We start from the raw sequence: 16,504 nt of genomic DNA on the forward strand, positions 1-16,504 counted from the left end.
TTCTCAGGTCGCGCCTCCGGCTTGCTGAAGGGTTCTTCAGCTCGCTTCAGCGGGGCTTCAGCATCCTGCTCGCAGGATCGGCCGAGCCGGGCACGCCGCCCGGAGAACGCGAGGAGCTTTCAGATGACTCAGTCCAGTCCGCAGCCGCCAGAATTCCCCCCGGCCGCCGTTCCCGGGGAGGGCGGCGGCGAGGGCGGGGGCACCGGCGACCCGGCCGGCAAGGCGGCGGGTCGCGGCGCCCGGACCGCACGCTTCACCCGGTTCGTCCGTGCGGGCCGGGGACGCTGGGTGGCGCTCGGGCTCGTGGTGGTGGCGGCGTCCGCGGGTGTGGGGGCGGTGGGGGCGGTGGCCGTGACGGACCACGAGCACGACGTCCGCCGCACGCGCGCGGAGCGGCTGTGGGACCGGTTCGACGTCGAGCGGGAGAGGGGCGGCGAGATGACGGCTCCGCTGCCCGCTCGCCCCGGGAAGCCGGGCGAGCCCGGCCTGCGGGGGCACAAGGGCGAGCGGGGCGTCGTCCCGCCGGGCGGACCGGGGATGCCCGGGGCGGCCGAGGGCGAGGAGGGGGTCGTCGTGGAAGGGCCCGGCCGGGCCCCCGTACCGCTGCCTGCACTGCCGGCTGCCCGGGCCCTGGAGAAGGCGGAGGCCGCCGTGCCCGGCGGCAAGGCCGAGGCGCTGCGCGTGATCGCCCAGGAGGGCGGCGGGAGCGCCTGGCGCGTGGTGGTCCTCGGCTCCGACGGGATCCGGCACGCCGTGACCCTGGCCGGCGCCGACGGCACGGTCACGAGCAACACGGTCGCGGGGAAGGGCGCAGGGGCGTCCCGCTGAGCTCCTGCGGGCTCCGCCCGCGCGGTCCCGTACCGCGGATACGGCGGTACGGGACACGGGACCGGCCGGCGCGACGGCCGGCCGGCCGGAGGGATGGCCGGACAGCCGGGCGGCCGGACGGAGGGATGGCCGGCGCGACGGCCCGACCTCGGGACCGGCGAACGGACGGACCACCGGACGGCCGCCGGTGAAGCTCCGTGGTGAAGCTCCGTCAGGAGGAAAGGCCCAGCAGCCGGGTCGCCGTCTCCCGCATCTCGATCTTGCGGATCTTGCCCGTCACCGTCATGGGGAACTCCTCCACGACGTGGACGTAGCGCGGGATCTTGAAGTGGGCCAGCCGGCCCTCGCAGTACGCGCGCACGGCCTCCGCGGTCAGCGGCTCGGCCCCCTCGCGCATCCGCACCCACGCCATCAGCTCCTCCCCGTACTTGGGGTCGGGCACGCCGATGACCTGGACGTCCAGGACGTCGGGGTGGGCGTGCAGGAACTCCTCGATCTCGCGCGGGTACAGGTTCTCCCCGCCGCGGATCACCATGTCCTTGATCCGCCCGGTGATGCTCAGGTACCCGTCCCCGTCCATGACGGCGAGGTCTCCCGTGTGCATCCAGCGGGCCGCGTCGACGGCCTCGGCGGTGCGCTCGGGCTCGGCCCAGTAGCCGAGCATGACGGAGTAGCCCCGGGTGCACAGTTCGCCCGGTTCGCCGCGCGGGACGGTCCGGCCGGTGGCCGGGTCGACGACCTTGACCTCCAGGTGCGGTCCGACCCGGCCCACGGTCGAGACGCGGCGCTCCACGGAGTCGTCCACGCGGGTCTGGGTGGAGACCGGCGAGGTCTCCGTCATGCCGTAGCAGATGGACACCTCCCGCATGCCCATCCGGTCGATGACCTCCTTCATCACCTCGACCGGGCAGGGCGAGCCCGCCATGATGCCCGTGCGCAGGCTGGAGAGGTCGTAGGTCTCGAAGTCCGGGTGTGCCAGCTCGGCGATGAACATGGTGGGGACCCCGTAGAGCGAGGTGCAGGACTCCGCCTGGACGGCGGCCAGCGTGGCGCCCGGGTCGAAGGCGGGCGCGGGGATGACCATGGCCGCGCCGTGGCTGGTGCAGGCGAGGTTCCCCATGACCATGCCGAAGCAGTGGTAGAAGGGCACCGGGATGCAGACCCGGTCCTGCTCGGTGTAGTGGCACAGCTCGCCCACGAAGTAGGCGTTGTTGAGGATGTTGTGGTGCGAGAGGGTCGCCCCCTTGGGGAAGCCCGTGGTCCCCGAGGTGTACTGGATGTTGACCGGGTCGTCGGGGCTCAGCGCGGCCTGGGCGCGCAGCAGTTCCGTCCGGTCGGCGCGGCGCCCGCGTTCGGCGAGGGAGTTCCACAGCGGCCCGTCGAGCAGGGCGGTGAATTCCAGGTCCGGACAGCGCGGCCCGACCTCCTCGATCATGGCCGCGTAGTCGGAGGTCTTGAACCGTTCCGCCGCCACCAGCAGCCGGATCCCGGACTGGCGCAGGACGTACTCCAGCTCGTGGGAACGGTAGGCCGGGTTCACGGTGACGAGGATCGCGCCGATCCTGGCGGTGGCGTACTGCACCATCGTCCACTCGGGGCGGTTGGGGGCCCAGATGCCGACCCGGTCCCCCTTGACGATCCCGAGGTCCAGCAGGCCGAGCGCGAGATCGTCCACGTCCGCGGCGAACTCCGCGTACGTCCACCGGCGCCCCGAGGCCATGTCGACGAGGGCATCGCGGCCGGGGAACCTGCGGACGGCGCGGTCCAGGTTCTCGCCGATGGTGTCGCCCAGCAGCGGCACCTCGCCGGCCCCGGAGGCGTAACTCGGCTCGACGGACGACGCGGACGACGCGGACCCCTCCGACGACTCCGACGACTCCGACGATGCAGACGCGAACGGCACGGACGGCACATGGACCCCCTGGGCTCGGTGGCGGGCACCGGGGCCCCGTTGCCCCGACGCACCCCCTCATGATCCACGCGGCCCGCGGCCGGGACCAGACCCGACGGCGCGCGATGCGGCCGCCCCGATTGGCCGCGCCCCCGGGCCGGGACTTCCATCGAAGGGTGAGCAACTCCGCGGCGCCGCCGCCCGTGCCACCGGTCGGGCGGATCGACCTGCACGCCCACCTCTGGACCCCTGCCCATGTCGCGTACTGCCACGGGCCCGCCCTGGTCGCGGCGGCGGCCTCCTTCGGCGCGGGCCGCCTCGTGCTCGGCACGGACTTCCCCTACGAGGACGGGGAGGTGTTCGTGCGGGCGGTCTCCTGCGTCGCCGGGTCGGGGCTGCCCCCGGCGGACGCCGCCGCGATCCTCGACACGAACGCGGCGGCGCTGCTCGGCGGGCCGTGAACCCCGCTGCCGGTGAACCGGGCCCCGGTGGACCCGGCCACCCGCCTGGGAGGTTCCGTACGCCCTACGCCCGCGCCGGGAGGGCGAGCAGGACCAGCGGGCTGGTCGTCGGCTGCGCCGATCCCCCGGCGGGCTCCAGCGTCAGCCCGACCGCCGTGGCCTTGCCCAGGTCGCCGTCCAGCACGGCCGCCCCGTCCCCGGTGAGGAAGCCGGCCGGGCGCATCGTTCCGCGGTCGGCCAGCCAGAGCTGGTACGTGCGCCCCTTCCCGGCGGCCGGCAGCCGGTCGGCGAGGAACACGGCCCGGTCCCGGGCGGCGGAGCTGATCACCGTCGCGGCGGCTCCGCTGCTGGTGCGGCCGTGGACGGTACGGGCGTCCGGGGCGGTGACCACGGCCCGCAGCTCCTGGCTGCGCGCCTCGGCCTGCCGGGCCTCCTGCCGGGCCCGGTCCGCCTGCCCGCTCTCGTGGAGCGCGGCGCCGCCGAAGAGGGCCGCCCCGATCAGGGACGCGGCGACGACGAAGGCCCCTGCCTTGCGCGGGAGCCGGTCGAGGAAGCCCGCCGCCCGGCGGACGCCGACCCGTGGAGGGAGCTGGCGGACGGTCTCGATGCGGGCGAGCACGTCCGCCTTCATCTGCGGCGGGGGCACGAGGGCCACGGCGGCGGCCAGCCGGCCGGCCGTCGCGGAGAACTCCGCGACGTCCCCGGAGCACGGCGCACAGCGGCCCAAGTGCCGGGAGAAGGCTTCGTGTTCACCCGGTCCGAGCGCGTCCAGTACGTAGGCCGCGGTGAGGGTGTGCAGTTCTTCGTCGTGCTTCACGTGGTCACCCCCATGCAGTCGCGCAGGCGGATCAGTCCGTCGCGCATCCGGGTCTTGATCGTGGGAAGAGGAGTCTGGAGGGTCTCGGCGACCTCACGGTAGGTCAGCCCCTGGTAATAGGCGAGGGTGACGGCCTGGCGCTGGAGCTCGGTCAGCCTCCGCAGGCAGCGGTTGACCTGATCGCGTTCCAGCCGGCTCTCCACCTGTTCGCTCACCTCGTCGAAGGGCCGTTCCTGGCCGCGTACGCCCACGTCGTGCTCGCGGGTGGCCGAGGCCTGGGCGGAGCGGACCCGGTCGACCGCCCGGCGGTGGGCGATCGTGGCCACCCAGGCCATGACGCTGCCCTGCTCGGGGCGGTAGCGGGCGGCCTGGCGCCACACGTCGATCATCACCTCCTGGGCGACCTCCTCCGACTGTGCGCGGTCGCGCACCACCTTGACCGCGATGCCGAATACGGTGCCGGCCACGGAGTCGTACAGGGCGGAGAAGGCGTCCTGGTCCCCCTGCGCGACGCGCGCCATCAGCTCCGCGAGTTCGGCCGCGGCCGATCCGGGTCCGGCGCCAGTGCCGGGGCTTGCGCCGTGCCCGTCCGGGCCCGGTCCGGGGAAGCGCAGCCTGTCGGGGCTCACCTGAGCGGCTCCCCTGTACGGCCGTGCCCGGGCGGGCACGGCGGCGCCGCGAGTGGTTCTCGCCGGTCCATCCATCGCATGAACGATCCTTCGTGGCAGGCACACCCGTTCCCCGTCCGCCGGGGTCGCGGTGCGCGCCGGGTCCTTGCTGTCTCACCTTGTCTTCGGAGCCGGTCCGCGTACGGATTGGCCGACATACACGCGAAAGCGAATCCGTTCGGGGGAACCGGCCCTCCAGGAGCAAACCGCGCCGGGGGTCCGGGCCGAAGGAGGGTCGCGGGCCCGGTCCAGGGCCCGTCGCTCGGCGGGTCATGGGGCTGATGGGCCCCGGAATCCGCCGCCGCACAGCCAGCAAGGAGATCTGTCGTGTCGCGTGTCCTCAAGAGTGCCGCACTCGCCCTCGCCTCGGGTGCCCTTCTCGTGGGCGGGGCCTCCGCCGCCTCCGCCGACGCCGGAGCCCAGGGCCTCGCCGCCCACTCCCCCGGGGTCGCCTCGGGCAATCTGATCCAGATCCCCATCCACATCCCGATCAACGTCTGCGGCAACTCGGTCAGCGTGATCGGGCTGCTCAACCCCGCGTTCGGCAACACCTGCGTCAACGCCTGACCCGGGCCCCGGACCGCAAGTCTCCGGCCCGCCGCCGCCGGCAACGGGGCGGCGGCGGGCCGGTGGTCCTCCGGACCGGCGGGGAGTGGGTCGCCACTCTTGAGCGCCGCCGGTGCCCTGGAGGACCCGCGCGGGCGGCGGCTGTCGGCGCTGCCGCCCGCGTGCGGGGGTCGCACCAGGATTCAGCCCCTGGGCCCCTCGCCGGCACCCCCCGCAACACCCGCGCAAAGGTCAACACACCAACCGATGTTCACGTGATCGGATGACCGACCCATCCGGGAGGGAGCCTGCGCCGAATGAGGTTCGTGAGCATCAACCGAAGGACAGTCGAACGCGGCGCCCTCGCCGCGGCGAGCGGTCTGCTTGCGGGATACGCGGCCCTGGCCGCCGCCGAGCTGACCGCGTCCCTGGTCCGGCCGCAGGCGGGACCGGTCACGGTGATCGGCGGAGCGGCCATCGACCGCACTCCGGCGGCGCTCAAGGACTTCGCCATCCGTACCTTCGGCGAGAACGACAAGCTGGTCCTCCAGCTCGGCATCCTCGCCACCGTCGCTCTGCTGGCGGCCCTGCTCGGGGTGGTGGCCCTGCGCCACCGCCGTACGGGCGCGGCCGGGGTACTGGCCTTCGGCGTCATCGGCGCGGCGGCGGCCCTCGGCCGGCCCGACGCGGCCGGGGCGGGCGACGTACTGCCTTCGCTGCTGGGGGCGGCGGCCGGGGCGCTGGTGCTGTACCTGCTGGTGGGCAAGGTGGGCGGCGCCGCCGCCCGGCCCGCCGGTGCGGACGTCGACGACACCGGCACCACTGCGCCCGCCGGATGGAACCGGCGGGGCTTCCTCCTGGCGGCCGGTGTCACGGCGGTCGCGTCCACCGGCGCGGGCGCCCTCGGCCGGGCCCTGACCGGAAGGCGCGGCCAGGGCGCCACCGCCTCCCGCGCCACCGTGCGCCTGCCCGCTCCCGCTTCGCCCGCCGCGCCGATCCCGGCCGGGGCGGCCCTGCGGATTCCCGGGGTCAGCGCCTTCACCACACCGAACAAGGAGTTCTACCGTGTCGACACCGCACTCGTGGTACCCAAGGTCGACGCCGACACCTGGCGGCTGCGCATCCACGGCAAGGGCGTCTCCCGCCCGCGCTCCTACTCCTACTCCGAACTCCTCCAACGCCCGCTGATCGAACGGGACATCACCCTCACCTGCGTCTCGAACGAGGTGGGCGGCCCGTACGCCGGCTCCGCGCGCTGGCTCGGCGTACGCCTGTCGGACCTGTTGCATGAGGCGGGTGTTCAGGCACCCTCGCGCGGCGGGCGGGCCGACCAGCTCATCGCACGCTCGGTGGACGGGATGACGCTGGGCACCCCCGTCGAGGAGGTCATGGACGGCCGGGACGCGATGCTGGCCGTCGGCATGAACGGCGAACCGCTTCCCTTCGAGCACGGCTTCCCGGTCCGGATGGTCGTACCCGGTCTGTACGGCTACGTCTCCGCCTGCAAGTGGATCCGGGAGATCGAGCTCACCACCTTCGACTCCTACGACCCCTACTGGGTCAAGCGCGGCTGGGCCCGGCGGGCGCCGATCAAGACGCAGGCCCGGATCGACACCCCCAAGCCCTTCGCCCGGATCCCGGCCGGGACCGTCACGGTCGCCGGGGTGGCGTGGGCCCAGCACCGCGGCATCGAGCGGGTCGAGGTCCAGGTCGACGACGGGCCGTGGCAGGAGGCCTCGCTCGCGGCGCAGGCCACCACCGACACCTGGCGCCAGTGGTCGTTCGACTGGAAGGCCCCCTCGGGCGGCCACCGCCTGACCGTCCGCGCCACGGACGGCCGGGGCGAGGTCCAGACCGAGGTGCGGACCCGCACCATCCCGGACGGCGCGAGCGGCCGGCACGGCGTCTTCGTCACGGTCGGCTGACCGAAGCGCCCTCGATTCCACACCATTTCACGACTTTCACCCTTTCCCCTTTCCTCATTCCGCAAGCACCAACCCCATCCCTGGAGAACACCATGAGCACCCTTCGTTTCCGCCGTACCGCCCTCGCCGTCGCCACCGCAGCCGTACTGCCCTTCGCGCTGGCCGCCTGCTCCGATTCCGACTCCGGCAAGGACTCGGCCTCCGGTGCCAACTCCGCGGCGAGCGCCGACACCTCCTCCCCGGCCGCGGACGCCTCGGCGCCGATGACCGCGGACGGGCCCTTCGGTGCCGCGTGCGCCGGTGTCCCGAAGGAGGGCGCGGGCAGCTTCGACGGCATGGCCAAGGACCCGGTCGCGACCGCCGCGTCCAACAACCCTGCACTGTCCACCCTGGTGGCGGCCGTCAAGCAGGCCGGGCTCGTCGACACGCTCAACAACGCCAAGGACATCACGGTCTTCGCGCCGACCAACGACGCCTTCGCCAAGATCCCGAAGGCCGACCTCGACAAGGTCCTCGCCGACAAGGCCACCCTCACCAAGATCCTCACGTACCACGTGGTCGGCGAGAAGCTGACGCCGAAGCAGCTGGAGAACGGCTCCTTCACCACGCTGGAGACCGGAAAGGTGACCACCGCCGGCTCGGGCGAGTCCTACAAGGTCAACGGCACGTCCAACGTGGTCTGCGGCAACGTCCCGACCGCGAACGCCACCGTCTACATCGTGGACACGGTCCTGATGCCCAAGTAGCCGTGGCAGCGAACCGGTGACCCGCACGGGCGCCGGTCGTTGTAGAAGCGGTCAGCGAAGTGGCCCCGGGAGCCCCGGACCCGCACTCAGGGTCCGGGGCTCCATGCTGCGTTTACCGGCCCATCACTTGGTCGGCACATGCGGCCACGGATTGGACAAGTGGTCGATGTTACTAACACCATGGCCCCGCAAGTCCGCGGCTGCGCAGGGGGGCAAACCGCTCGTTTTCCAGTCCCTCCGCACAAACCGCTCGTCCCCACCACACCCCTGGAGAGACTGCGCCATGAGCTTCGGCGACCCGAACAACCCCTACGGCCAGCAGCAGCCGCCGCAGGGTCAGCCCGGCTACGGCTACCCCCAGGGCCAGCCCGGCTACCCGCAGCAGGCGCCGCAGGGTGTCCCCCCGCAGTACGGGTACCCGCAGCAGCCCGTCGGCGGCGTCCCCCCGCAGCAGCCGTACGGCGCCTACCCGCAGGCCGGCATGCCGCCCATGCCGGGCACCGGAATGCCGCCGCTGGCGCACTGGGGCCTGCGCCTCGGCGCGACCCTCCTCGACGGACTGATCATCGCCGGCCCGATGTACGCCCTCGGTTTCATCGACCTCGCCATGAGCGACGACGCGGGCGCCTCCGGCCCGGGCGTCTTCTTCCTCATCGGCTGGCTGTACGCCGTCGGCATGGGCATCTTCCAGCTCTACAAGGAAGGCTCCACCGGCCAGTCGATCGGCAAGAAGATCGTCGGAATCAGCGTGCGCCGCGAGGCCGACGGCAACGTCCTCGGCTTCGGCATGGCCTTCGTCCGCAAGCTGGCGCACATCCTCGACGGCATCCCCTGTTACATCGGCTACCTGTGGCCGCTGTGGGACGCCAAGAAGCAGACCTTCGCCGACAAGGTGTGCAGCACCGTCGTCATCGTGGTCCCCAAGGGCTGACACGCCCTGATCAGGCCCGCCGTCGGGGCCCGTCCGGTTTCCGGGCGGGCCCCGACGCGTTCGCGCTAGGGCTTGGGGAGCGTGCAGCCGGGGCGGTTCAGGTCGATCGTGTTGCCGGGGCCCACGCAGGGGACGACGATGTAGGTCTGCTGGGCGTAGTTGATGCCCCGCCGGACCGTCACGGCTCCGCTCTCGGACACCTCGCACGGGTTGTTCACCGTGCAGGACCCGCCGTCCTCGTTGCCCGTGTTGTTGACGGCGACCACCTTGCCGGTCGTCGTGTCGATGACCGGGGAGCCGGAGGTGCCGCCGATGGTGTTGCAGGACGAGGTGTAGCGCAGGGAGTCCTTCCAGGTCCACTCCCCTTCCTTGAGCCGGTAGGCGAACCCGTCGACGTTGCAGCTGTAGGTCCGCTTCCAGTACCCGGACACCACCTTGATCGCGGTGCCCTGCACCGGGTGGGCGTCGTTCAGGGTGAGCGCGCTGATGCCGTACTGGCTGCTGATCTGCGCGTAGGTCTTGGTCAGCTGGTAGATCGATATGTCCGTGTCGGTCATCGTGGCGTACGAGATCTTGCTCGCGCGCAGCGTCGCGACCTTGGAGCCCGAGGCGTTCAGCAGCGAGAAGGAGCGGCTGGACGCCTTGTCCTTGACGACCTGTCCTGCCGCCGGCATGCCGGACTCCAGACAGTGGCCGTTGGACAGGACGAGCGCGGGGTCGGACGGCAGCGAGTTCGGCACGCGGACGACGGAGCCGGAGCAGTTGCTGAGCGCGACCGTGCCGGCGAAGTTGACCGCGACGGCGGGTGCGACCGTGTCCCGGGGTGCCTGGGCCACGGCCGGCGAGGCCGCCGCTCCGGCGAGGAGCAGGGCGAACGCGGCGCCGGCGAGAGGCTTGTTCATGTGGGGGTTCCCCTCTGGGTTGACAATGCGACCGAAGATCTTCCGGTTGTCATGCGCATTGTTAGGACCCGGGGGTCAACTCACAAGAGGGCCTTGGCAGTTCAGGCTATTCGAGGAAACGGCCGTAATCGGCCTTGCAACTCCGGGCCGGCGGTGAGCGGGCGGCCGGGAGAGGGGGCGCGCGAGCTCCGCGATCCCCGCGTCCCCGATCGGCGTGCGATCGACCGCGGGAACGGGTTCCTGCCACGGCTGCGGCGCGGGGATCCGCGGCCCGGGGTCGCCGAGAAACGGCCGGAGTGATCTTCGCGGCGCGATGCGTTCGTGGGCACCGGGCATCGCGTCCGTCCACCGAATGCCGTCCGCCGGATGCCGCCTGACCTGCCCGTCGTCGCCGTCCGGTCTAGTGTGGGAAGGGCCCCGTCCCCCGAGACCAGCAGATGAGGCCGGCAACTGTGTCGACGTCGAGCTGTGACATCCCCGGTACCCCGTGCTGGGTCAGCCTCCTGGCCCGGGATCTCGATTCCGCCCAGCGGTTCTACGGCGCCGTGCTGGGCTGGGACTTCCGTCCGACCCATCTCGGGGACGGCATCGTCGTCGCCTTCCGCTACGGGGCCCCCGTCGCGGGCATCGGCGCGCTCACCGGGAATTCCGGCGTGCCCGTGGTGTGGACGCCGTACTTCGCCGTCGAGGACGCGGACGCGACGGCGGCACGGATCCGTGAGCGCGGCGCGACCATGGCGGTCGGCCCGCTGGCCTTCGGCACCGGACGGGCCGCCCTGGCGGCAGACCCCGCCGGGGCCGTCTTCGGCTTCTGGGACGGCGAGGCCGTCCCCGACTGGTCGATGGGCCGCGGAAGCGCCCCTGCCTGGCTGGAACTGCGGACCCGGGACGCCTTCGCGGCCGCCATCTTCTACGGAGAGGTGCTGGACTGGGACAGCGAGCGACCGGGCAGCTGCACCGTCTCCTACGAACACGACCACGTCGTCCTGCGCCACGGCCACGACACGGTGGCCCGCATCAGCGGCGGCGCCCTGGAAGAGGCCCCGGACCCCCAGGTGCGCCCCCGCTGGCACGTCCACTTCCACGTGCCCGACCTGGAGAGCGCGATCGATGCCGCCCTCGGCCTCGGCGCCCGGGCCGCCTCACCCGTGGAGACCTCCGCCGCGAGCCGGTGGATGGTCCTCTCCGATCCCGAGGGCGCGCTCTTCACCTTGGTCACGCCTCAGGACGGCTTGGTCACGCCTCAGGACGGCCCCACCTGACCGGCTGAGCGGGGCGCCGCGGCCGCGGAGCCCCGGCCGCGTGACGGCTGGGGGGGATGCCATCACGCGGCTCGGGTCCGCTGGGGGCCCCGCACCGCTCACCGCCGCGGGCCCCTGTCCCTCCTTCTGGCCCGTCTCCGGGGTTCCAAACGGTCGGATCTCGGATTTCTTCCGGGCCCGGCGGGACGCCGCCGGGAGCGCTCTCAGCGATCGCGGCGGTACGGGTTACCCTGCTGTCCGACAGGGCCGGGGCTCCCAGGACCCGGGCCGCCGGCCCCGGACACGCACGAGGAGCGCCCGTGACCGAACAGGTTCCCGCCGGCCGGCCCACCCTGGAAGCGGTGGCGGCGCGCGCCGGGGTCTCCAGGGCCACCGCCTCCCGGGTCGTCAACGGCGGCGACGGCGTCCGTGCGCACTTGGTGGACAAGGTCCGCGCGGCCGTCCTGGACCTCGGCTACGTGCCCAACCACGCGGCCCGCACCCTGGTCACCCGGCGCACCGGCGCGGTCGCCGTGATCATCGCCGAGCCGGAGATCCGGATCTTCTCCGACCCCTTCTTCTCCCGGCAGATCCGCGGCATCAGCAAGGAACTGACCGCACACGACACACAGTTGGTGCTGCTCCTGGTCGAGGACCGCGGGGACTACGACCGGATCGAGCGGTACCTGGCGGGAGGTCACGTCGACGGCGCGCTCGCGTTCTCGCTGCACACCGACGACCCGCTGCCCGCGATCACCCGCCGCATCGGCATGCCCACCGTCTACGGAGGGCGGCCCGGCTGGACCGGGCAGGCCGACGGCGCCGCGCCCTACGGTCCGCTGTCGTACGTCGACGCCGACAACCGCGGGGGCGCGCGCGAGGCCGTACGGTACCTGCTGTCCCGGGGGCGGCGGCAGATCGCGCACATCGCCGGGCCGCTGGACCAGACCTCGGCGACCGACCGGCTCGACGGGTACCGGGACGTGCTGCTCGACGCGGATCCGGCGCTGGTCGCCGAGGGTGACTTCACCCCGGCGGGCGGGGCGCGGGCGATGACGGAACTGCTGGAGCGCTGCCCGGACCTCGACGCGGTGTTCGCCGCGAACGACCTGATGGCGACGGGCGCCCTGGGCGTGCTGCGCGAGCGGGGCCGGTCCGTGCCGGGGGACGTGGCGCTGGTCGGCTTCGACGATGCCGAGCTGGTGGCGGAGAGCGCCGATCCGCCGCTGACGACCGTGCGCCAGGACATCGAGGGCATGGGGCGCCTGATGGTCCGGCTGCTGCTGCGGTCCCTGGATCCGGCTCAGGGGGCGCACCGGGTGCCGGGATCCGTGATCACGCCGACCTCGCTGGTACTGCGCGGCTCGGCCTGAGGGGCGGCGGCATGGTGGCGGGCCCCGCACCCGGGTGGGTGCGGGGCCCGAGGCCTGCCGGTGGCGCAGGTCGCTCCGTACGGGCTAGCCCGTACGGGAGGCGCCCGGACGCTCCCAGCGGTAGAACTCCTGGGCCATGGCGTCCTTGGGGCTGCGCCAGGTCTCCGGGTTGTGCGGGCTGACGTAGGCGGTGAGCCGGTCGCTGAGCTCCCGGAACTCCGGGTGGCCGGTCACTTCGGCGATGGCCGGGCCGGGGGGCCGGTCCGACTCGATGAAGTGCATGTACACGTCGCCGAACTGGAACAGGCTGCGGCGGGTGACCCCGACGAGGTGCGGCAGCTCGCCCGCGTCCGAGGCGGCGAAGAGCTCGGCGATGTCGGGGGCGGACTGCGGCGCCATGCGGGCCACGATGAGAGCGCGGTGCATCCGGTGTGCTGCCTTTCGTCTCAGACGCGGTCGGCCGCGGGCGTGCGGCTCTCGCGTTCACGCTGTTCGATCTTGTCCCGGATCAGCTGCAGCTGGACCTTGGAGTTGCGGTTGATGTTCTCGGTCATCCAGGCGTCGTCGACGGGAGCCTGCGGCTTCATCGCGAAGTCCTGGGTCCACACCATCCGGGTGCCGCCGGGGACTTCGAAGTACTGCCAGTGGATGTTCATGTGCTCGAACGGGCCGGTCTCGACGCGGCGGGCGCGCACGGTGCGGGTGACGGGGTCGGGGGTGCGTTCGGAGACCCAGCTCCACACGGTGCCGTTCTCGTCGGGGTGCATGGTCAGGCGGAAGCGGGTGGTGGGCCCGTCCTCCTCCAGGACCTCCAGCGAGGCGTACTCGCTGAACAGTCCGGGCCAGCTGGGGAGATCGTTGGTCATCGACCAGACGGTCTCCATCGGCGCCTTGACGACGATTTCGTTCTCGGTGTGTCCTGCCATCTCAAGCTCCGGTCATCAGGCTGGTGTTGACGAGGTCGAGGAACTCTTTGGGGGTCTTGCAGCGGTCCGCGTCGGTGGGCAGGGCCCGGCCGCGCTGGTTCTCCAGCAGCCCGACGATGCCGAGCAGGCCCAGCGAGTCGAGGCCGTACTCGTCGAACAGGGAGTCCGGGCGGTTCTTCATGTCGGCCGGGTCCACGGTGATGCCGGCCCCGGACTTCATCAGGGCGGCCAGCTCCTCGACGGTCAGTCGTTCGGACATGAGCGGCTCCTTCTGTCTCTAGGAGGGGATCTTGATGACGAGCGCGGCGTTGGAGCCCATGAGGCCCCGGCTCAGTACGAGCGCGGTGCGCAGCTGCGCCGGGCGGGCGCTGCCGGTCACCACGTCGAGGTCGTGGCACACGTCGAACACGTTCGGCGTGGGCGGGACGATGCCGTGCTCCAGGGCGAGGACCGCGGCGGCGGTGTCGAGGGAGGGGGCCGCGCAGTAGGCCCGGCCCGTCCCGGTCTTGGGTGCCGTGACCGGCACGCTGCGCCCGTGTGCTCCGAGGGCGGAGACGATCGCGGCCGCCTCGGCCCGGTCGGCTTCCGGGGTGCCGAGCGCGTCGGCGAAGACCACGTCGATCTCCTCGGGGGCGCAGCCCGCGTCCAGCAGGGCGCCCTTGATCGCGTGGGCCAGGCCTTCGGCGGAGGCCTCGGCCCGTTCGGGGTGGTGCGGGCCGGTGAAGGTCGCCGCGTGCCCGGCCAGCAGGGCCCGGACGGAGGCGCCGCGGCGCAGGGCCGTCTGCTCCTCCTCCACGAGGAACATCGCGCCGCCCTCGGCGGGGACGAAGCCGCAGGCCTTCTCGGTGAAGGGCCGGTAGGCCCGCTCCGGGTCCTCGTGGGTGCTCAGGGACTCGTAGCCGAGCTGGCAGACGATGGAGTACGGGGCAAGGGGCGCCTCGGTGGCTCCGACCAGCATGGCCTTGCTGCCCTGGTGGATGGCCCGGGCGGCGTGCGCGAAGGCGTCGAGGCCGCCCGCCTCGTCGGCTGCGACGACCCCGCAGGGGCCCTTGAGGCCCCTGCGGATGGAGATCTGCCCGGTGCTGGCCGCGTAGAACCAGGCGATCGACTGGTAGGGGCCCACGTAGCGCGGTCCCTGACCCCAGAGGTGCTGCAGCTCGCGCTGGCCGAACTCGCCGCCGCCCGATCCGGCGGCGGTGACCACGCCGACGGAGAAGGGGTCGTCCTCGTAGTCGGCCCGGCCGAGCCGGCCGTCCTCCAGGGCGAGGTCGGCCGCGGCGAGGGCGTGGTGAGTGTAGCGGTCGGTCTGGACGAGGTAGCGCTCCTCGACCATGGAGGCCGCGTCGAAGCCCCGTACCTCACCGGCCACGCGCAGCGGGAGGTGCTCGCAGCCCTCCCGGGTGACGCGGCCCAGGACCGAGGCGCCCGACTCGGTCGCCTTCCAGAAGGCCTCGGCGCCGATGCCGTTGGGCGCGACGACTCCGATGCCCGTGATGACCGTACGGACGCTCACGAGACCACCTCCTCCTTGGGGCGGGTCATGACGACCGCGGACTGGAAGCCGCCGAACCCGCTGCCTACGGAGAGCACGTTGCGCAGGGTGCGTTCGCGGGCGACGCGCGGCACGTAGTCCAGGTCGCATTCGGGGTCGGGGGTCTCGTAGTTGGCCGTGGGAGGGACGACCTGGTGGGTCATCGCCAGGACGCAGGCGGCCAGTTCGATCGCCCCGATGGCGCCGAGCGAGTGCCCCACCATGGACTTGATGGAGGTCATCGGCGTCTTGTAGGCGTGGTCTCCCAGGACCTTCTTGACCGCCGCGGTCTCGTGGCGGTCGTTCTGCTTGGTTCCGGAGCCGTGCGCGTTGACGTAGTCGATGTCACGGGCGTCGGTGCGGGCCTGGGCGAGGGCGGTTTCGATGGCGCGGGCCATCTCCAGGCCTTCGGTGGTCAGCCCCGTCATGTGGTGGGCGTTGCCGAAGGTGGCGTAGCCGCCTATCTCGCAGTAGATGGTCGCGCCGCGGGCGCGGGCGTGTTCCAGCTCTTCCAGGACGAGGACGGCGCCGCCTTCGCCGAGGACGAAGCCGTCGCGGTCCGCGTCGAAGGGCCGTGAGGCGTGGGCGGGGTCGTCGTTGTTGGGCGAGGTGGCCTTGATGGCGTCGAAGCAGGCCACGGTGATCGGCGAGACGGGTGAGTCGGAGGCGCCCGCGATGCAGACGTCCATCTTGCCCTCGGCGATGGAGTGGAAGGCGTAGCCGATGGCGTCCAGTCCGGAGGTGCAGCCGGTGGAGACGGTCTGGACCGGTCCGCGTGCTCCCGTCTTCTCCGCCACGGCGGAGGCCAGGGTGGCGGGGGTGAAGGCGCGGTGCAGGTGGGCGCCGGCGAGCCGGTGGTCCACGTCCCACCAGTCGCCCTTCTGGCTGACGGCCACGTAGTCGTGCTCCAGGCGGGTGGTGCCGCCCACGGCGGTGCCGAGGGAGACTCCGGTGCGCCAGGCTTCGTCCGTGGTGAGGTCGAGTCCGGCGTCGCGCACCGCCTCGGCCGCGGCGACCAGCGCGAACTGGATGTACCGGTCCGCGCGGGCCGCCTCGTCGGCGCCGAGGCCGTGTGCGGCGGGGTCGAAGTCGACCTCCGCGGCTATCCGGGAGCGGAAGCCGGTCGGGTCGAAGAGGGTGATGCCGCGGGTCGCCGTACGCCCGTTGGACAGCAGCTCCCAGAAGGCGGGGGCGCCGATCCCACCGGGGGCGACGACGCCGACCCCGGTGACGGCCACGCGTCGGCGGGTCACGAGACCGCTCCCGCGCGGTCCGGGGGCCGCTCCCAGGCGGAGCCCTCCGGGTTCACCGCCTCCTCCGTGTCCACGTGCCCGAGCTTCGGGTCGGGGGCGAGCGGTCCGAGGTGGAAGACCATGCGGGCCTCGGTTCCGCCGACGTTGCGGAAGCGGTGGCGCACGTTCATCGGGACGAGGAGCCCCTGGTCGGTGAGGAGCGGGTGGGCCTCGCCGTCGAGGTCGACCTCCAGCTCGCCGGCGACCACGTACACGAACTCCTCGGAGTACGGGTGGTAGTGCTCGGCGATGTGCTCGCCCGGCGCCATGACGGCCAGGCCCATGAAGCCGCTGGTGCAGCCCACCGAGGTGGGGGTGAGGACGGCCCTCAGGTCGCCGCCGCGCCGCGTGTTGGGCTGCGTCTCGCTGAGGTCCACGATGTGCGGTGGGCGTTGTCTGGTCATGGCGGGGGTTCCTCCTGGCAGT

General features: G+C 72.7%; 18 protein-coding genes. 8 read left to right on the forward strand and 10 right to left on the reverse strand.

Annotation, left to right across the window (positions count from 1 at the left end; genetic code table 11):
* Window positions 1-123 precede the first annotated feature (123 nt).
* The gene (locus tag ACZ60J_RS02170) at window positions 124-828 is read left to right on the forward strand and encodes a PepSY domain-containing protein (protein ID WP_469678216.1); all 705 of its coding nucleotides are present in this window, start codon (window positions 124-126) and stop codon (window positions 826-828) included.
* 211 nt (window positions 829-1,039) lie between these two features.
* Here ACZ60J_RS02170 and ACZ60J_RS02175 read toward each other — a convergent pair whose 3' ends face one another.
* Entirely contained in the window at window positions 1,040-2,629 is a 1,590-nt protein-coding gene (locus ACZ60J_RS02175) for an AMP-binding protein (protein WP_469679088.1), read from the reverse strand.
* Window positions 2,630-2,895: 266 nt separating this feature from the next.
* Between ACZ60J_RS02175 and ACZ60J_RS02180 the strand changes: the two genes are divergently transcribed.
* A complete protein-coding gene (locus ACZ60J_RS02180) occupies window positions 2,896-3,180 on the forward strand; it encodes an amidohydrolase family protein (protein ID WP_469678218.1) in 285 nt (94 codons plus the stop codon).
* A 64-nt stretch (window positions 3,181-3,244) separates the two neighbouring features.
* On the opposite strand, the gene ACZ60J_RS02185 is transcribed toward ACZ60J_RS02180, so the two are convergent.
* Together ACZ60J_RS02185 and sigK are read right to left on the reverse strand one after the other, a co-directional pair.
* Window positions 3,245-3,997: an anti-sigma factor gene (locus ACZ60J_RS02185; RefSeq protein WP_469678220.1), complete on the reverse strand. Its 753-nt coding sequence runs from the start codon at window positions 3,995-3,997 to the stop codon at window positions 3,245-3,247.
* On the reverse strand, window positions 3,994-4,611 hold the full coding sequence (gene sigK, locus ACZ60J_RS02190; RefSeq protein WP_469679089.1) for an ECF RNA polymerase sigma factor SigK: 618 nt from the start codon (window positions 4,609-4,611) through the stop codon (window positions 3,994-3,996). The genes ACZ60J_RS02185 and sigK overlap by 4 nt, the downstream gene beginning before the upstream one ends.
* Before the next feature lie 381 nt (window positions 4,612-4,992).
* Here sigK and ACZ60J_RS02195 point away from each other — a divergent pair, with 381 nt between their 5' ends.
* The 4 genes from ACZ60J_RS02195 (at window position 4,993) to ACZ60J_RS02210 (ending at window position 8,813) form a co-directional block, all read left to right on the forward strand.
* A complete protein-coding gene (locus ACZ60J_RS02195; RefSeq protein WP_469678222.1) occupies window positions 4,993-5,232 on the forward strand; it encodes a chaplin in 240 nt (79 codons plus the stop codon).
* A 296-nt stretch (window positions 5,233-5,528) separates the two neighbouring features.
* Entirely contained in the window at window positions 5,529-7,136 is a 1,608-nt protein-coding gene (locus ACZ60J_RS02200) for a molybdopterin-dependent oxidoreductase (protein WP_469678224.1), read from the forward strand.
* Between the two features lie 92 nt (window positions 7,137-7,228).
* Window positions 7,229-7,882 carry a fasciclin domain-containing protein gene (locus ACZ60J_RS02205; RefSeq protein ID WP_469678226.1) on the forward strand — a complete coding sequence of 218 codons (654 nt, stop codon included), beginning with the start codon at window positions 7,229-7,231 and terminating at the stop codon, window positions 7,880-7,882.
* 283 nt (window positions 7,883-8,165) lie between these two features.
* Window positions 8,166-8,813, forward strand: coding sequence for an RDD family protein (locus ACZ60J_RS02210; protein WP_469678228.1), 648 nt, complete (start codon window positions 8,166-8,168; stop codon window positions 8,811-8,813).
* 65 nt (window positions 8,814-8,878) lie between these two features.
* Here the strand turns inward: ACZ60J_RS02210 and ACZ60J_RS02215 are convergent, their stop codons facing one another.
* Entirely contained in the window at window positions 8,879-9,715 is an 837-nt protein-coding gene (locus ACZ60J_RS02215; RefSeq protein ID WP_469678230.1) for a S1 family peptidase, read from the reverse strand.
* Window positions 9,716-10,218: 503 nt separating this feature from the next.
* Between ACZ60J_RS02215 and ACZ60J_RS02220 the strand changes: the two genes are divergently transcribed.
* Window positions 10,219-10,977 carry a VOC family protein gene (locus tag ACZ60J_RS02220; RefSeq protein WP_469679090.1) on the forward strand — a complete coding sequence of 253 codons (759 nt, stop codon included), beginning with the start codon at window positions 10,219-10,221 and terminating at the stop codon, window positions 10,975-10,977.
* A gap of 299 nt (window positions 10,978-11,276) precedes the next feature.
* On the forward strand, window positions 11,277-12,329 hold the full coding sequence (locus ACZ60J_RS02225) for a LacI family DNA-binding transcriptional regulator (protein ID WP_469678232.1): 1,053 nt from the start codon (window positions 11,277-11,279) through the stop codon (window positions 12,327-12,329).
* Between the two features lie 84 nt (window positions 12,330-12,413).
* On the opposite strand, the gene ACZ60J_RS02230 is transcribed toward ACZ60J_RS02225, so the two are convergent.
* Genes ACZ60J_RS02230 through ACZ60J_RS02255 form a run of 6 tightly spaced genes read right to left on the reverse strand, consistent with a single transcriptional unit; the run spans window position 12,414 to window position 16,482 of the window.
* Window positions 12,414-12,755, reverse strand: coding sequence for a TcmI family type II polyketide cyclase (locus tag ACZ60J_RS02230; protein WP_267040642.1), 342 nt, complete (start codon window positions 12,753-12,755; stop codon window positions 12,414-12,416).
* A 20-nt stretch (window positions 12,756-12,775) separates the two neighbouring features.
* The gene (locus ACZ60J_RS02235) at window positions 12,776-13,255 is read right to left on the reverse strand and encodes an SRPBCC family protein (RefSeq protein WP_469678234.1); all 480 of its coding nucleotides are present in this window, start codon (window positions 13,253-13,255) and stop codon (window positions 12,776-12,778) included.
* A 1-nt stretch (window position 13,256) separates the two neighbouring features.
* Window positions 13,257-13,514 carry a phosphopantetheine-binding protein gene (locus tag ACZ60J_RS02240; RefSeq protein ID WP_469678236.1) on the reverse strand — a complete coding sequence of 86 codons (258 nt, stop codon included), beginning with the start codon at window positions 13,512-13,514 and terminating at the stop codon, window positions 13,257-13,259.
* 18 nt (window positions 13,515-13,532) lie between these two features.
* Window positions 13,533-14,768, reverse strand: coding sequence for a ketosynthase chain-length factor (locus ACZ60J_RS02245; RefSeq protein ID WP_469678238.1), 1,236 nt, complete (start codon window positions 14,766-14,768; stop codon window positions 13,533-13,535).
* Window positions 14,765-16,039, reverse strand: a complete 1,275-nt coding sequence (locus ACZ60J_RS02250; protein WP_469678240.1) for a beta-ketoacyl-[acyl-carrier-protein] synthase family protein — start codon at window positions 16,037-16,039, stop codon at window positions 14,765-14,767. The genes ACZ60J_RS02245 and ACZ60J_RS02250 overlap by 4 nt, the downstream gene beginning before the upstream one ends.
* A complete protein-coding gene (locus ACZ60J_RS02255) occupies window positions 16,036-16,482 on the reverse strand; it encodes a cupin domain-containing protein (protein ID WP_266912169.1) in 447 nt (148 codons plus the stop codon). The genes ACZ60J_RS02250 and ACZ60J_RS02255 overlap by 4 nt, the downstream gene beginning before the upstream one ends.
* Between the last annotated feature and the right edge of the window lie 22 nt (window positions 16,483-16,504).

The sequence above is a fragment of the Streptomyces sp. NPDC104226 genome, assembly GCF_055584085.1.

Bases quoted from the DNA above. Each gene is read 5' to 3' on its own strand.
- ACZ60J_RS02170 (WP_469678216.1), top strand. From the start codon at position 124: ATGACTCAGTCCAGTCCGCAGCCGCCAGAATTCCCCCCGGCCGCCGTT.
- ACZ60J_RS02215 (WP_469678230.1), bottom strand. From the start codon at position 9,715: ATGAACAAGCCTCTCGCCGGCGCCGCGTTCGCCCTGCTCCTCGCCGGA.
- ACZ60J_RS02235 (WP_469678234.1), bottom strand. From the start codon at position 13,255: ATGGCAGGACACACCGAGAACGAAATCGTCGTCAAGGCGCCGATGGAG.
- ACZ60J_RS02230 (WP_267040642.1), bottom strand. From the start codon at position 12,755: ATGCACCGCGCTCTCATCGTGGCCCGCATGGCGCCGCAGTCCGCCCCC.
- ACZ60J_RS02205 (WP_469678226.1), top strand. From the start codon at position 7,229: ATGAGCACCCTTCGTTTCCGCCGTACCGCCCTCGCCGTCGCCACCGCA.
- ACZ60J_RS02240 (WP_469678236.1), bottom strand. From the start codon at position 13,514: ATGTCCGAACGACTGACCGTCGAGGAGCTGGCCGCCCTGATGAAGTCC.
- ACZ60J_RS02200 (WP_469678224.1), top strand. From the start codon at position 5,529: ATGAGGTTCGTGAGCATCAACCGAAGGACAGTCGAACGCGGCGCCCTC.
- ACZ60J_RS02255 (WP_266912169.1), bottom strand. From the start codon at position 16,482: ATGACCAGACAACGCCCACCGCACATCGTGGACCTCAGCGAGACGCAG.
- ACZ60J_RS02210 (WP_469678228.1), top strand. From the start codon at position 8,166: ATGAGCTTCGGCGACCCGAACAACCCCTACGGCCAGCAGCAGCCGCCG.